Here is a 13,543-nt window from a genome sequence, read left to right as displayed (position 1 = left end):
CGAGGACTGCCCTCGTAGTCGCTGGTGTGGCTGACGGTGTTCCACTCGTGCAGGATCTGTGCCGGCACCGTCCCGAAGAGATCCAGGCACCGAGCTCGACCGGCCGTCCGAGCTGGAGCTGGCCCGGGCCCGGCTGCTGGAGCGGCTGGTGCGGCTGGTCGATTCGGCGCGGATGCTGCTGGACCCGGCGGCCGGGCCGAACCCGGAGCCGCTGCCGGGCCCGCTGCGGCTGCGGTCGGCCGCGCACGCCGGGCAGTGGCTGCTGGGCGAGCGCGAGCAGCTCCTCGCGGCGGTCGCCGACGCCGTCGGCCAGGGCGATCTGGACGGCAGTGCGGGCCGCCTGGTGTCGGCCCTGCTGCGGGCCCTGCCGTTGACCGGGGAGGCCGCGCCGGCCGACCTGCACGCGCTGCACGAGTCGGTGCTCAAGGTCGCCGAACGGCAGGGCGCGCCGCGCCGGGCCGCCGCCGCGCTGCTCAACCTGGGCGACCTGCAGGCGGACGCGGACCGCTGGGAGCAGGCCGCCGAACGCTACCGCCGGGCGGTGGAGCTGTCCCGCGGCGCGGGCGACGAGGGCGGCTGTGCCCGCGCGCTGGAGGGGGTGGGCCACTGCCACCGGGCGCTCGGCGACCCGCTGCGCGCCGCCGACGCGTACGGGCGGGCGCTGGTGCTGCGGCAGGCGGTCGGCGACCCGGTCGCCGAGGCGCGGCTGCTGGTGCGGTTGGCGGAGGCGCACACCGCGCTGCGGCGTTTCGAGGAGGCGCTGCGCGAGTACCGCTCGGCGGCGGCGGTGCTGCGCAGGACGGGCGACGCGGTGGGGGAGCGGCAGGTCGGCGAGCTGGCCGGGAGGCTGCGGCAGCACCTCGGCCAGGAGGGATTTCGTCCACTTTCGGAGTAGTGTCGAGAGTGCGGGGTTTGCCCTGCAAAATGGCCTCAGAAGGCGTGCAAGCCTACGAACCTGCCAATGAGTCGCGCTGATTTGTTCGCTTTGGAAGGCTGACACGCCGCCTGGGCTTCATTACAATCGAACTCAGTCGCGCATGGATTCATGCACCGGTTGTCGCCGTTGTGCCCGTCGTGCGCGTCCCCCGCCGGTCTTCCCCCGGTAGGAATCCCCATGGCAAGAGGACGTGTTAGCCGTGAAGGTCGGCATCCCCCGCGAGGTCAAGAACCACGAGTACCGCGTGGCCATCACGCCTGCCGGCGTGCATGAGCTGGTCCGCAACGGACACGAGGTCGTCATCGAGGACAACGCCGGTGTCGGCTCCTCGATCCCCAACGAGGAGTACGTGGCCGCCGGTGCGACCATCCTCCCCACCGCCGACGAGGTCTGGGCCGCGGCCGACATGATCCTCAAGGTGAAGGAGCCCATCGCGTCGGAGTACCACCGACTGCGCAAGGGCCAGACCCTCTTCACCTACCTGCACCTGGCGGCCGACCGCCCCGGCACCGACGCGCTGCTCGCGTCCGGCACCACCGCGATCGCCTACGAGACCGTGCAGCTGCCGAACGGCGCCCTGCCGCTGCTCGCCCCGATGTCCGAGGTCGCGGGCCGCCTGGCCCCGCAGGTCGGCTCCTACCACCTGATGCGTCCGGCCGGCGGCCGCGGCACCCTGCCCGGTGGCGTCCCCGGCACCCACTCGGCCAAGGCCGTCGTCATCGGCGGTGGCGTCTCCGGCTGGCACGCCGCCACCATCGCCATCGGCATGGGCTACGACGTGACCCTGCTGGACCGCGACATCAACAAGCTGCGCGAGGCCGACAAGATCTTCGGCAACAAGATCAAGGCCATCGTCTCCAACTCCTTCGAGCTGGAGAAGGCCGTCGTCGAGGCCGACCTGGTCATCGGCGCCGTGCTGATCCCGGGCGCCAAGGCCCCGAAGCTCGTCACCAACGAGCTGGTCTCCCGCATGAAGCCGGGCTCCGTGCTCGTCGACATCGCCATCGACCAGGGCGGCTGCTTCGAGGACTCGCACGCCACCACGCACGCCGAGCCGACCTTCCAGGTCCACAACTCGGTCTTCTACTGCGTGGCGAACATGCCGGGCGCCGTCCCGAACACCTCCACCTACGCCCTCACCAACGCCACCCTGCCGTACGTGGTGGAGCTGGCGAACCGTGGCTGGAAGGAGGCGCTGCGCCGCGACGCCGCGCTCGCCAAGGGCCTGAACGTGCACGAGGGCCAGATCACCTTCCCGGCCGTCGCCGAGGCCTTCGGCCTGGAGTCGGTCTCGCTGGAGAGCGTCCTCGCCTGACGCCCCGCACCCGCTGTCGCCCCCGGCCGTCCTCCCCATTCGGTCCGGGGGCTTCGGCATGCCCGCAGCCGCCCGTCGGGGCCCCGGGAGCGGGCCCGGGGGTGTCGCGGAGGTGTCCACGGACGGTCAATTCCGGTGCGGTTTGTCACCCGCTCTGTCGACAAGGACACCTGACGCCCTTCTGACGACCCCTCATGGCCCGTCGCCTGCGCGGAAACGTTAGGGTCGTCTCTTGACACGGGGTGGGTGAGTGGCCGACACAACCGGCCCACTACCGTGGATTGTGTTGCTGCGAATGCCCGAAACGGCCTAGAGTCGCAAACCGTTGGCATGCTGCCACGCTGACGAATCGACATAGAGTCCTGGATGTCCAAGGAGGTAAGACGACTTGTGAATGAGTCGACATTTGCTCCCGGGGGTGGTCAGCCAGGACTGGCGGAGCTCTCCGCCGGGCAGCCGAACGAGGAAGCCCGGCACGCCACGGTGGGTGCGCAGGAGGTCGGCTCGGTCGCGGTCCGTACCTTCGAGGCGCGCCAGAGCGCGGCGACCGCCGCCACCGACTACGACGCCGACTTCGCGGCGTACGGCCTGGCCTACAACGAGCTCGGCTACGGGCCGTACGACGACCCGGACGCCGAGTACGAGCCCGACCCCGAGTACGCCGCCACGCTGGCCCCCGACGCGGCCCGCCAGCGCCGCGAGCGGGTCGGACCGACCGGCCGGCCGCTGCCGTACTTCCCGATCCCCGCGCCGGTCGCCGAGCACGGCCCCGCGCAGATCATCGCGATGTGCAACCAGAAGGGCGGAGTCGGCAAGACCACCTCCACCATCAACCTGGGCGCCGCACTCGCCGAGTACGGCCGCCGGGTCCTGCTGGTGGACTTCGACCCGCAGGGCGCGCTCTCCGTCGGCCTCGGCGTCAACCCGATGGAACTCGACGTCACGGTCTACAACCTGCTCATGGAGCGGGGTCTGACGGCCGACGAGGTCCTGCTGAAGACCGCCATCCCCGGCATGGACCTGCTGCCGTCCAACATCGACCTGTCGGCCGCCGAGGTGCAGCTGGTCAGCGAGGTCGCCCGGGAGTCCGCGCTGGCCCGCGCGCTCAAGCCGCTGCTGCCCGACTACGACTACGTCATCATCGACTGCCAGCCCTCGCTGGGCCTGCTGACGGTCAATGCCCTGACGGCCGCTCACAGCGTCATCGTGCCGCTGGAGTGCGAGTTCTTCGCGCTGCGCGGTGTCGCGCTGCTCACCGAGACCATCGAGAAGGTCTGCGAGCGGCTCAACCCCGAGCTGCGCCTGGACGGCATCCTCGCCACCATGTACGACTCCCGCACCGTGCACTCGCGCGAGGTGCTGGCCCGGGTCGTCGAGGCGTTCGGCGAGCACGTCTTCCACACCGTCATCGGACGGACCGTCAGGTTCCCGGAGACCACGGTGGCCGGCGAGCCGATCACCACGTACGCCACCAACTCGGTCGGCGCGGCCGCCTACCGCCAGCTCGCCAGGGAGGTGCTCGACCGGTGCCGCCCCGCCGAGTGAGCCTCCCGGGGGCCGACGAGCTGTTCCGGGCGACCGGCGGAATGGCCCTGTCGCCCTCGCTGGCCCGGAACGGAAACGGAAGCGGCAACGGTTCCGGCGGCGGGCCTTCCGGGGAGCCGCCGAAGGCGAACGAGAGCGGGGCCGGGGCGGGCCGCACGGCGGACGTGCCGGCCGCCCGGCCGGAGCCCCAGGCCGCACCTGCGGGGCGCGCGGAGGACCCCGCAGAGGCGGCGCGACGGGCGCAGACCGCGACGGTGCGCGGGCGCGGGCGGGCCCGGCGGCCGTCCGGGCGGGAGCGGCACGACGAGAAGATCACCGTGTACGTGTCGGCGGAGGAGCTGATGGACCTGGAGCACGCGCGGCTGGTGCTGCGCGGGGAGCACGGGTTGGCGGTGGACCGCGGGCGGGTGGTGCGCGAGGCGATCTCGGTGGTGCTCGCGGATCTGGAGCAGCGGGGCGAGGCGTCCATCCTGGTGCGGCGGCTTCGGGGCCGCTGACGCCGGGGTTGCCCTCCCCGGGTTCGCTCGCGGCTCTGCCAGAATCGGACGTTATGTTCCAGGTCCGGTTGGAGAACTTCGAGGGGCCGTTCGACCTGCTGCTCGGGCTGATCGCGAAGCACAGGATGGACGTCACCGAGGTGGCGCTGTCGAAGGTCACCGACGAGTTCGTGGCGCACATCCGGGGGATGGGGCCCGAGTGGGACCTGGACGCGGCGACGGAGTTCCTGGTGGTGGCGGCGACGCTGCTGGACCTGAAGGCGGCGCGGCTGCTGCCGGTGGCGGAGGTCGAGGACGAGGAGGACCTGGCGCTGCTGGAGGCGCGGGACCTGCTGTTCGCGCGGTTGCTGCAGTACCGGGCGTACAAGGAAGCGGCGGCGGTGTTCGCCGAGCGGTGGGCCGCGGAGTCGTCGCGGCGGCCGCGGGCCGTGGGGCTGGAGCCGCACCACGCGCAGCTGCTGCCCGAGGTGGTGCTGTCGATCGGGCCGGAGCGGTTCGCGCGGCTGGCGGCGAAGGCGTTCGTGCCGAAGCCGAAGCCGGCGGTGTACGTGGACCACATCCACATGCCGCCGGTGAGCGTGCGCGAGCAGGCGGCGCTGGTGGTGGAGCGGCTCAGCGCGCTGGGGGAGGCGACGTTCGGCCGGCTGGTGGCGGACGCGGACAGCGACCTGGTGGTGGTGGCCCGGTTCCTGGCGCTGCTGGAGCTGTACCGGGAGAAGGTGCTGGCGTTCGAGCAGCCGCAGGCCCTGGAGGAGCTGGTGGTGCGCTGGGTCGCCGAGGGGGACCGGACGGTCGAGGTGACCGACGAGTTCGACCGCCCGGCGGGCGGGGAAGGCGGGTCCCGATGACGGAGCAGCGGTCGCGGCGGGCGCTCGGCCTGCCCGGGCAGGCCCGGCCCGGGGAGTGGCAGGAGTCGGTGTACGCGCCGCCGCCGGCCCCGGAGGGGGTGCTGTTGCGGGCGGCGCTGGAGGCGGTGCTGATGGTCGCCGACGAGCCGGTGCCGGAGCAGCGGCTGGCCTCGGTGCTGGACGCGTCCGCAGGTGAAGTGGCCGCTGTGCTGCGGGAGTTGGCGGCGGAGTACACGGCGCAGGGGCGCGGTTTCGAGCTGCGGCAGGTGGCCGGCGGGTGGCGGTTCTACAGCCGCGCGGAGTGTTCGGCGGCGGTGGACCGGTTCGTGCTGGACGGGCAGCAGGCCCGTCTCACGCAGGCCGCGCTGGAGACGCTGGCGGTGGTGGCGTACCGGCAGCCGGTGTCGCGCGGGCGGGTTTCCGCGGTCCGTGGTGTGAACTGCGACGGCGTGATGCGTACCCTGGTACAGCGAGGACTGGTCGAAGAAGCCGGCACCGAGCCCGAGACCGGAGCGATCCTGTATCGGACGACGAACTACTTCCTGGAACGGATGGGGCTGCGCGGCCTGGACGAGCTGCCGGAGCTCGCGCCCTTCCTGCCCGAGGTCGACGACGTGGAAGCGGAGTCCCTGGAGGGCACGATGATCGCGCAGGCGGTCGCCGCCGCACAGGAGGGGCCGAACCAGGCCGACCGGACCCAGACGGATACGACGTACGGACATTTTGATGCGTAGCAGTGGCAACGGCAGGAACAGCGGCGGCGGTCAGGGCCGGGGTGGACAGGGCGGTCGCGGCGGCCAGCAGGGCGGCGGCCGCGGCGGGTCGTCCTACGGGCAGGGCGGCGGCGGCCGGGGCGGGCAGTCCCGGGGCGGCTCGGGCTCGTACGGCGGCGGGTCGGGCTCCTACGGGGGCTCGTCGCAGCGCGGCGGCAGCGGGCGCGAGGAGCGCCGCTACCCGGACCGGCCGCTGCGGCCGGAGGAGCGCAAGTACGACCGTCCCGAGTACGGCGGCGGCCCGAACGCGACGCCCGGGCGCGGCGCGTACGGCTCCCGCAAGCCCGGGGCGGCGCCCCGGCCGCGCCGGGGCGGGCCGGGCGCGCCGGGCGACCCGCGGCGCCAGCCGCAGCGCTCGCGCGAGCTGCAGGGCCGCATCGAGGACCGGGTGCTGGCCCGGCACGAGGGCCCCGGCAAGCAGGTCGGCGAGGAGGGCGAGCGGCTGCAGAAGGTGCTGGCGCGGGCCGGCATGGGCAGCCGTCGGGCCTGCGAGGAGCTGATCGCGCAGGGCCGGGTCGAGGTCAACGGCAAGCTCGTGGTCGAGCAGGGCCTGCGGGTCGACCCGATGAAGGACGAGATCAAGGTCGACGGGCTGACCGTCGCCACCCAGTCCTACCTGTTCTTCGCGCTGAACAAGCCCGCCGGCGTGGTCTCCACCATGGAGGACCCGGAGGGCCGCCAGTGCCTGGGCGACTACGTGACCAACCGGGAGACCCGGCTGTTCCACGTCGGCCGGCTGGACACCGAGACCGAGGGCATCATCCTGCTCACCAACCACGGCGAGCTGGCGCACCGCCTGACCCACCCCAAGTACGGCGTCACCAAGACGTACCTGGCGGCGATCCAGGGCCCGATCCCGCGCGACCTGGGCAAGCAGCTCGCCAAGGGCGTGGAGCTGGAGGACGGCTGGGCGCGCGCCGACAGCTTCAAGGTGGTGTCGAACGTCGGCAAGAACTACCTGGTCGAGGTGACCCTGCACGAGGGCCGCAAGCACATCGTGCGCCGCCTGCTGGCCGAGGTCGGCTTCCCGGTGGAGAAGCTGGTGCGCACCGCGTTCGGGCCGATCTCGCTGGGCGACCAGAAGTCGGGCTGGCTGCGCCGCCTCACCAACCCCGAGGTCGGTGCGCTGATGAACGAGGTCGGGCTGTAACAGGCCGCCCCGGAAGCCCGTTCGCCGCGTGTCGGCGGGCGGGCTTTCGCGCGCACGGAGGGCCGGACCGGTGGGCCGGGCCGTGCGGCCTTGCTATCGTTCGACCCGTTGGCAGAAAATTGCCACCGAAGTTCGCCCCGTCGCGTGGCGGAAGTGCGCCAACGCGTCAGGGGACGGGGCGGCGGGGGAAGGAAGTTCATGCTCGACGCATTCACCGTGCTCGGCCTCGGCCGGCCCGACGGCCAGGTGTACGCCGCACTGGTCGTCGCACCGCAGTCGACCGCCCAGGAGCTGGCCGAACACTGCGGCCTGACCCTGGAGCAGTGCAGGCAGGGCCTGGACCGGCTCGCCGAACAGGGCATGGCGACCCGCGCCCCGGTCGACCGGGAGCGCTACCTGGCGGTCGCGCCCGACGTCGCCATCGGCACCCTGATAGGCCACCGCGAGGCCGAACTGCGCTCCGCGCGGGCCGAGATGCACCGCCTGATGGACGCCTTCCGGGAGGCGTCCCGGTACACCGACCCGGCGCACTCGGTGGAGGTGCTCACCGGCGGCGAGGCGATCGCCCAGCGCCTGGAGCACCTGGTGGAGTCCGGGCAGTACCAGATCCGCGGCTTCGACTGCCCGCCGTACGTGCAGGACCCGACCGTGGAGCAGCCCCGGCAGCGGGCCAAGCTCAAGGCCGGGGTGCGGATCCGCACCGTCTTCGACAAGGAGGCGATCGCCTGGCCCGGGCGGCTGGAGCAGGAGATCCTCACCGGCGTCGAGGACGGCGAGGAGGCCCGGGTGCGGCCGGTGCTGCCGATGAAGATGATGATGGCCGACGACAAGATGGCGATCATCCCGATCAGCGTCGGCGACAGCGTCCTGGACGCCGCGTACGTCATCCACCCGTCCGCGCTGCTGCAGGCCCTGGACGCGCTGTTCGAGGCCGAGTGGGAGCGGGCCGTGCCGCTGCAGACGGTGATCGGCGGCGGGGACGGCCCCGGGCCGGACTCCGACCACCTGAAGCTGCTCGGACTGCTGGCCGCGGGCCTCACCGACGAGTCGATCGCCCGCTCGCTCGGCTGGAGCGCCCGCACCACCCAGCGCCGCCTGCAGGGCCTGATGCGCGAACTCGGGGCCACCACCCGGTTCCAGGCCGGGATGGCGGCCCGCGAGCGCGGCTGGCTCTGAGCTCAGCTCCAGGGGAGCAGCGCGGCCCAGCGCCCGTCCGGGCCGCGCTCCAGCTTCTCCAGGCCCACCACGGCCGTCCGGTTCAGCCGCCCGTAGATGTGCGGGAACAGCGCCCCCGGGGTGCTGCCGGGAGGCGGGCCGCCGGTGGCCGCCTCCCACTTCACCATCGGCTCGACGAGCTTCTCCTCGATCAGCAGCGCCATCAGCGGGTCCGGCGTGTCCGGGAAGAACAGGTTGGCGACCGCCAGCACCGTGGTCTCGTCCGGCGAGCAGTGCAGGAAGCCCTCGGTGAGCAGCGAGGCGGCGGTGTACGGCCGGCCCGGGTCGCGCAGCCAGTCGTCCAGCGGGGCGAGGTGGTAGATCATGTCTCTTTTGTACCGGAGTTGACGGCCCGTCCGAAGTTCACAGCCCCGCCACCTTCGCCGTCGCCGCCACCTCGTACACCAGCGTCACGGTGCGCCGGCCGCCCGGCGGCAGCGGCACCTCCCAGCGGACGATGCCGTCGGCGTCCAGCTCGTCCGGCTGCGGCGAGCAGTGCTCCTTGCGCAGCCGGACCTGGACTGCCGACACCTCGGAGACCGGGATCCGCTCGCGGAGCGTCACCACCCGCTCGGCGTTCTCGCCCGGCGCGGAGAACCGCGACAGGTGCAGGCGCACCGTGCGGGTCAGCAGCGTGCGCTGGCCGCCCAGGCCGGCGCTCTCGCGGCGCTCCTCGGCCTCCCGGACCACCCGCAGGCCGTCCGAGGAGCCGAACGCCAGGCGCACCGGCGCGCCCACCGCCGTGAACTCCAGCGCGCCCCGGCCGGTGTAGCCGGAGCCGCGCACCAGGTCGACCGGGCCCGCCAGCAGCACGTGCCCGGCGGCGTTGCGGAACGACACCACCTCCGTCACCGCCTCCGACAGCTCCGGCGCGGCCGCGAACTCGCTGCGCGCCGGGGCCTCGAACACGCTCACCGGCACCCGGTGCGCCCGCCCGTCCGAGGGCACCGACACCGGCTCGGCGGCCCGCAGCACCCGCACCTCGCCGCCGTCGTCCACGCCCGGCAGGCCCGGCTCCAGCGGACCGGCGTCGGAGATCGCCTGCTCGCGCAGCTCCACCTCGACGGTCTTCTTCTCCTGCGCGGAACGCTCCCGCAGCACCAGCCGGTCCTCGGCCAGCGCCGGGGGCTCGCCCGCCAGCGCCGAACGCGCCGTGGACAGCGTCAGCGCGACGCCCGACCAGTCCTCGCCGGTGCGCTGCCACACCACCGCCTCGGTCTCCAGGCGCAGCGTGCCGCCCGCCAGCTCGGCCCGGTACGCCGGACGCCACAGGGCACACGCCGTCAGGTGCTCCACCCGGGCCAGGTAGCGGCCCGGCTCGGCGCACTCCACCGACAGCTCCACGTACGCCAGCAGCTCGGCCGGCTCCTCCTCGGCCCGGGCCAGGGCCAGCTCGGCCTGCCCCTGGGCCGCCGTCAGCTCCACCGCGCGCAGCCGCGACGCCCGCAACTGCTCGCCGTACGACTCCCGTTCGGCGTCCACCCGGTCCAGCTCGCGCGACCAGCGGGCCTGCTCCAGCTCGCCGCAGCCCGCGCCTTCGCCGATCTCCCGCAGCAGGTCCGCCGCCAGCTGGCCGAGCAGCGCCAGCCGCGCCTCCAGCCGCTCCTGGCGGCGCGACTCCGCCGCGTACTCCCGCTCCAGCCGGTGCACCCGGCGGCGCAGGTCCGAATCGTTCGGCCCCGGCTCCAGCGGCGCCGGCGGCTGCCAGGACCGCACCAGGCGGACGTCCAGCACCTTCGCCCCGCCGGTCGCCGCGCCGCCCTCGGCCAGCAGCGCCGCGTGCAGCGAACGGTCCACCGCCAGCGCCGTCACCGGGCCCAGTCGCAGCCGGTGCACGCCCGGCGACAGCTCCAACTCCGCCGTCCGCTCCAGCTGCGCCCGGTCCTCCAGGCAGGTGACCGCGGTGACCGGCAGGGGCACATTCTCCTCGTACACGCTTCAGCTCCTCCGATTCCCGCCGACCACGGCCTTGCCGGCCGGGATACGGATCACATAACCGCCCGTCAGCTCCACCGAACCACCCGGCGGCACCACCACCCGCCGGATCCGCGCCGACGGCGGCACCTGCGCGGAGGGCTCCTCCGGCGGCGACCAGCCCGGCCGCTCCTCGATCCGGACCTCCGCGTCGCCGCTGACCGGCACCCGTTCGCGGACCTCCACCGACGCCTCGTGCGGCAGCCGGTTCACCAGCTCGATCCGCACCGCGTGGTCCAGCACCGTCGTCGAGTTCAGCACCCCCGACGTCGACTCCCGCACCTCGGAGTGCCGCGCCACCCGCAGCTCCTCCGCCCGGCCCAGGCCCAACTCCCGCACCCCGCCCGGCGCCAGCGTCGGCAACCCCGCCGTCAGCAGGAAATCACCGTCCACCGACACCTCCACCGGGCCGGCCAGCAGCGCGTGCGCCGTCGCGTTCGACAACTCCAGCACCGCGTACACCGCCTCCTCCACCGACGGCACCGACACGTAGCCGGTCCGCACCTCCACCGGCAGCTCCGCCACCGTCACCGTGTGCCACACCCCGTCGGACGGGACGTGCGCCGGGGCCTGCGCGTCGAAGCGGTGGTCGAACGAGCCCGCCGACACCCGCGGCCGCACCCCGAAGCGCGGCATCGGCAGCCGGCCCACCTCCTCCGCCCCGCGCACCGCACTGCCCGCGGCCGGCCGCGACGGCTCCGGGAACAGCCGGCCCCGGCGGAACGACTCCTGCTCCGGGCCCGCCAACACCATGGCCGCGTAGTCGAGTTGGTCGACGGACGGACGCGGGTCGGGGGGTGCGGTCGGTGCTTCGGGGGCGGCCGGGAACGAGGCGTCCGCGAACCCGGCGGGGGCGAACGGGGCCGCGCCGCCGTACGCCGCACCCGGCGGGGGCGGGCCGGTCGGGGCCGGGGGCGGCGGCGACAGGCGCATCGCCTCGCCCTGCGGGACCAGACCCGGCACCGGCTGCCCCGCCCCGCCGCCCGGCCGGCCGGCCCGGGACCGCACCGCCGCCGCCTTCGGCTTCGGCGGTGCGGGCGTCGGCGTCGGCGCGCTCACGGCGACCGGGAAGCCCACCGCCCCCGGCCCCCCGAGCGGCTCCGGTTTCGACCGCTGCGCGTTCTGCCAGTCCTCGAACAGGCCGCCCAGGCCCGCCGGCTGCGCCCGCCACCCCGACGGCGCGGGCGCCGCCTGCCGCCGGCCGATCCGCAGCGACGCCAACTCCGGCAGCGCCCCCGAACCCAGCAGGCTCGCCGTCGACAGCGCCAGCCGCACCCCCGACCAGTCCTCGCCCGTCCGCTGCGCCACCGACGCCCGCAGCACCAGCCGCGCCGAACGCTCGCCCCGGCGGTGCGACAGCTGGTACGTCGGCAGCCACACCGCGCCCGGCACCGTGTACTCCACCTCCAGCTCCACCGGGCCCGCGCCGCGCACCGTCACCAGCGCCCGCGCCGCGGACTCCACTCCGCCCGGCTGCTCCGCGCTCGACCGCCGGCGCGCCCGGACCGTCGCCACGCTCAGCGCGTGCTCGGCCAGCCGGAGCTGCTCCGCCAGCTCCACCGCCCGCTCCTGCAGCACCTCCAGGCGGGCGTCCACGAACTCCGCCAGCTCCAGCACCGCCTCCGCCGGAGCCCGCCGCAGCCCCTCGTCCCGGCGGCGCTGCGGCGGCACCGGGCGCAGCGCCGCGACCTCGCGGATCCGCGCGTCCAACCGCTCCTGGCGTTCCTCCAGCCGGTCGCGCTCCGCGCCGAGCTCCTTCAACTCCCGTTCCCAGGCGGGGGATTCGTCGTCCTCGCGGACCCGCTCGGCGTGCTCCGCGCGGGCCTCCACGACCTGCGCCCCGCCCGCCAGCACCCGCACCCGCAGCGGGCCCTGCGCCGCGACCTGCGGCAGGCCCGCCACCCGGATCCGGCCGTCCGCCGGCACCACGCCCGACGCCCGGCGGCGGCACACCGCGCCCGACGCGTGCACCACCACCGAGTCCAGCCTCGACTCCCACACCGCCCGCTGCCCCGCCACCTGGCCCCCTTCGCCGCCGGTCCGAACCCCGGACCCGGGCGCCCAGTCTGCACCCAACCGCCCACGCCGCACCCGGATTTCCGCTGCGCGTCGGCCAACCGCGCCCGGCGCCGGCGGGTGCGGGACAATGGCCCGACCACCGCCGCGACCAGGGAGACGAGAACCCGCCATGCGCACAGCCGCCGTCATCGGCACCGGACTGATCGGCACCTCCGCCGCGCTCGCCCTCACCCGCCGGGGCATAAGCGTGTATCTGGAGGACGCCGACCAGGACGCCGCCCGCACGGCCGCCTCGCTCGGCGCGGGCACCACCGAACTCCCCGACGGGCCCGTCGACCTGGCGATCATCGCCGTCCCGCCCGCGCTGGTCGGCAAGGTGCTCGCGGACTGCCAGCGGCGGCGCCTCGCGCGCAGCTACACCGACGTCGCCAGCGTCAAGGCCGGGCCGCGCGGCGAGATCACCGCGCTCGGCCTGGACACCGCGCACTACATCGGCTCCCACCCGATGGCCGGCCGCGAACGCTCCGGGCCGCTCGCCGCCACCGCCGACCTGTTCGAGGGCCGGCCGTGGGTGCTCACCCCGACCCCCGACACCGACACCGAGACGCTCAACGCCGCGCTCGAACTCGTCGCGCTGTGCGGGGCCATGCCGATCGTCATGGACGCCGCCGACCACGACCGGGCCGTCGCGCTGGTCTCGCACGCCCCGCAGCTGCTGTCCTCGCTGGTCGCGGCCCGGCTGGAGCACGCCGAGGAGACGGCGGTGCGGCTGTCCGGGCAGGGTGTGCGGGACGTCACGCGGATCGCGGCCTCCAACCCCGCGATGTGGATCGACATCCTGTCCGCGAACGCGGGCGTCGTCGCGGACGTCCTCGACGACCTCGCCACCGACCTCGCGGAGACCGTCACCGCGCTGCGGGCCCTCCAGGGCGCCGACGAGGACGGACGCCGCGCGGGCGCCGCCGGCATCGAGGCCGTCATGCGCCGCGGCAACACCGGCCAGGCCCGCATCCCGGGCAAGCACGGCGCACCGCCCACCCGCTACGAGACCGTCACCGTCGTCCTGGGCGACCAGCCCGGCGAACTCGGCCGGCTCTTCGGCGAGGTCGGCGCGCTGGGGGTCAACATCGAGGACGTGACGATCGAGCACTCCACGGGGCAGCAGGTCGGGCACGGTCGAAGGTCTCCTTGTACTGCGGGATTTCGGGCTTGGTGTCGGCCATGGCGGTCTCCTGACGGTGGTGGCGGACGGGTTCGGGGGCTACAGGCG

Annotated in this window: 12 protein-coding genes; 9 read left to right on the top strand and 3 right to left on the bottom strand. The window is 74.3% G+C overall.

All coding sequences use genetic code 11. From position 1 onward, the window contains the following. Positions 1–58: 58 nt before the first annotated feature. From ACWEMJ_RS31675 to ACWEMJ_RS31640, 8 genes are all read left to right on the top strand, one after another. Positions 59–895, top strand: coding sequence for a tetratricopeptide repeat protein (locus ACWEMJ_RS31675; RefSeq protein ID WP_452140575.1), 837 nt, complete (start codon positions 59–61; stop codon positions 893–895). Positions 896–1,136: 241 nt separating this feature from the next. After that, positions 1,137–2,252, top strand: a complete 1,116-nt coding sequence (ald, locus tag ACWEMJ_RS31670) for an alanine dehydrogenase (RefSeq protein WP_452140574.1) — start codon at positions 1,137–1,139, stop codon at positions 2,250–2,252. Between the two features lie 483 nt (positions 2,253–2,735). After that, on the top strand, positions 2,736–3,797 hold the full coding sequence (locus tag ACWEMJ_RS31665) for a ParA family protein (protein WP_452140578.1): 1,062 nt from the start codon (positions 2,736–2,738) through the stop codon (positions 3,795–3,797). A gap of 41 nt (positions 3,798–3,838) precedes the next feature. Beyond that, positions 3,839–4,294, top strand: coding sequence for a hypothetical protein (locus ACWEMJ_RS31660; protein WP_452140577.1), 456 nt, complete (start codon positions 3,839–3,841; stop codon positions 4,292–4,294). Positions 4,295–4,347: 53 nt separating this feature from the next. Then, positions 4,348–5,142, top strand: a complete 795-nt coding sequence (locus tag ACWEMJ_RS31655; protein WP_452140573.1) for a segregation and condensation protein A — start codon at positions 4,348–4,350, stop codon at positions 5,140–5,142. A 131-nt stretch (positions 5,143–5,273) separates the two neighbouring features. Further along, positions 5,274–5,876 (top strand): SMC-Scp complex subunit ScpB, encoded by a 603-nt coding sequence (gene scpB / locus ACWEMJ_RS31650; RefSeq protein ID WP_452140576.1) that lies wholly within the window; start codon positions 5,274–5,276, stop codon positions 5,874–5,876. Next, a complete protein-coding gene (locus ACWEMJ_RS31645) occupies positions 5,869–7,065 on the top strand; it encodes a pseudouridine synthase (RefSeq protein ID WP_452140572.1) in 1,197 nt (398 codons plus the stop codon). The genes scpB and ACWEMJ_RS31645 overlap by 8 nt, the downstream gene beginning before the upstream one ends. Before the next feature lie 198 nt (positions 7,066–7,263). Then, the gene (locus tag ACWEMJ_RS31640) at positions 7,264–8,241 is read left to right on the top strand and encodes a helix-turn-helix domain-containing protein (RefSeq protein ID WP_452140571.1); all 978 of its coding nucleotides are present in this window, start codon (positions 7,264–7,266) and stop codon (positions 8,239–8,241) included. Positions 8,242–8,243: 2 nt separating this feature from the next. Here the strand turns inward: ACWEMJ_RS31640 and ACWEMJ_RS31635 are convergent, their stop codons facing one another. From ACWEMJ_RS31635 to ACWEMJ_RS31625, 3 genes are read right to left on the bottom strand one after another with little or no spacing between them, the layout of a single operon-like run. Next, a complete protein-coding gene (locus ACWEMJ_RS31635; RefSeq protein WP_452140570.1) occupies positions 8,244–8,606 on the bottom strand; it encodes a DUF952 domain-containing protein in 363 nt (120 codons plus the stop codon). 37 nt (positions 8,607–8,643) lie between these two features. Continuing rightward, positions 8,644–10,215 (bottom strand): mucoidy inhibitor MuiA family protein, encoded by a 1,572-nt coding sequence (locus ACWEMJ_RS31630; protein WP_452140569.1) that lies wholly within the window; start codon positions 10,213–10,215, stop codon positions 8,644–8,646. A gap of 3 nt (positions 10,216–10,218) precedes the next feature. After that, positions 10,219–12,273 carry a DUF4139 domain-containing protein gene (locus ACWEMJ_RS31625; RefSeq protein WP_452140568.1) on the bottom strand — a complete coding sequence of 685 codons (2,055 nt, stop codon included), beginning with the start codon at positions 12,271–12,273 and terminating at the stop codon, positions 10,219–10,221. 169 nt (positions 12,274–12,442) lie between these two features. On the opposite strand from ACWEMJ_RS31625, the gene ACWEMJ_RS31620 reads away from it, so the two are divergent. Next, positions 12,443–13,543 (top strand): prephenate dehydrogenase (locus ACWEMJ_RS31620; RefSeq protein WP_452140567.1); only part of this gene is annotated, 1,101 nt, incomplete at its 3' end.

The sequence above is a fragment of the Kitasatospora sp. NPDC004531 genome (assembly GCF_053602195.1).
This window is presented reverse-complemented; position numbering and strand designations above follow the sequence as displayed.

Coding starts and splice junctions, on each gene's coding strand:
- ACWEMJ_RS31660 (WP_452140577.1), top strand. CDS start 3,839: ATGGCCCTGTCGCCCTCGCTGGCCCGGAACGGAAACGGAAGCGGCAAC.
- ACWEMJ_RS31655 (WP_452140573.1), top strand. CDS start 4,348: ATGTTCCAGGTCCGGTTGGAGAACTTCGAGGGGCCGTTCGACCTGCTG.
- scpB (WP_452140576.1), top strand. CDS start 5,274: ATGGTCGCCGACGAGCCGGTGCCGGAGCAGCGGCTGGCCTCGGTGCTG.
- ACWEMJ_RS31645 (WP_452140572.1), top strand. CDS start 5,869: ATGCGTAGCAGTGGCAACGGCAGGAACAGCGGCGGCGGTCAGGGCCGG.
- ACWEMJ_RS31640 (WP_452140571.1), top strand. CDS start 7,264: ATGCTCGACGCATTCACCGTGCTCGGCCTCGGCCGGCCCGACGGCCAG.
- ACWEMJ_RS31635 (WP_452140570.1), bottom strand. CDS start 8,606: ATGATCTACCACCTCGCCCCGCTGGACGACTGGCTGCGCGACCCGGGC.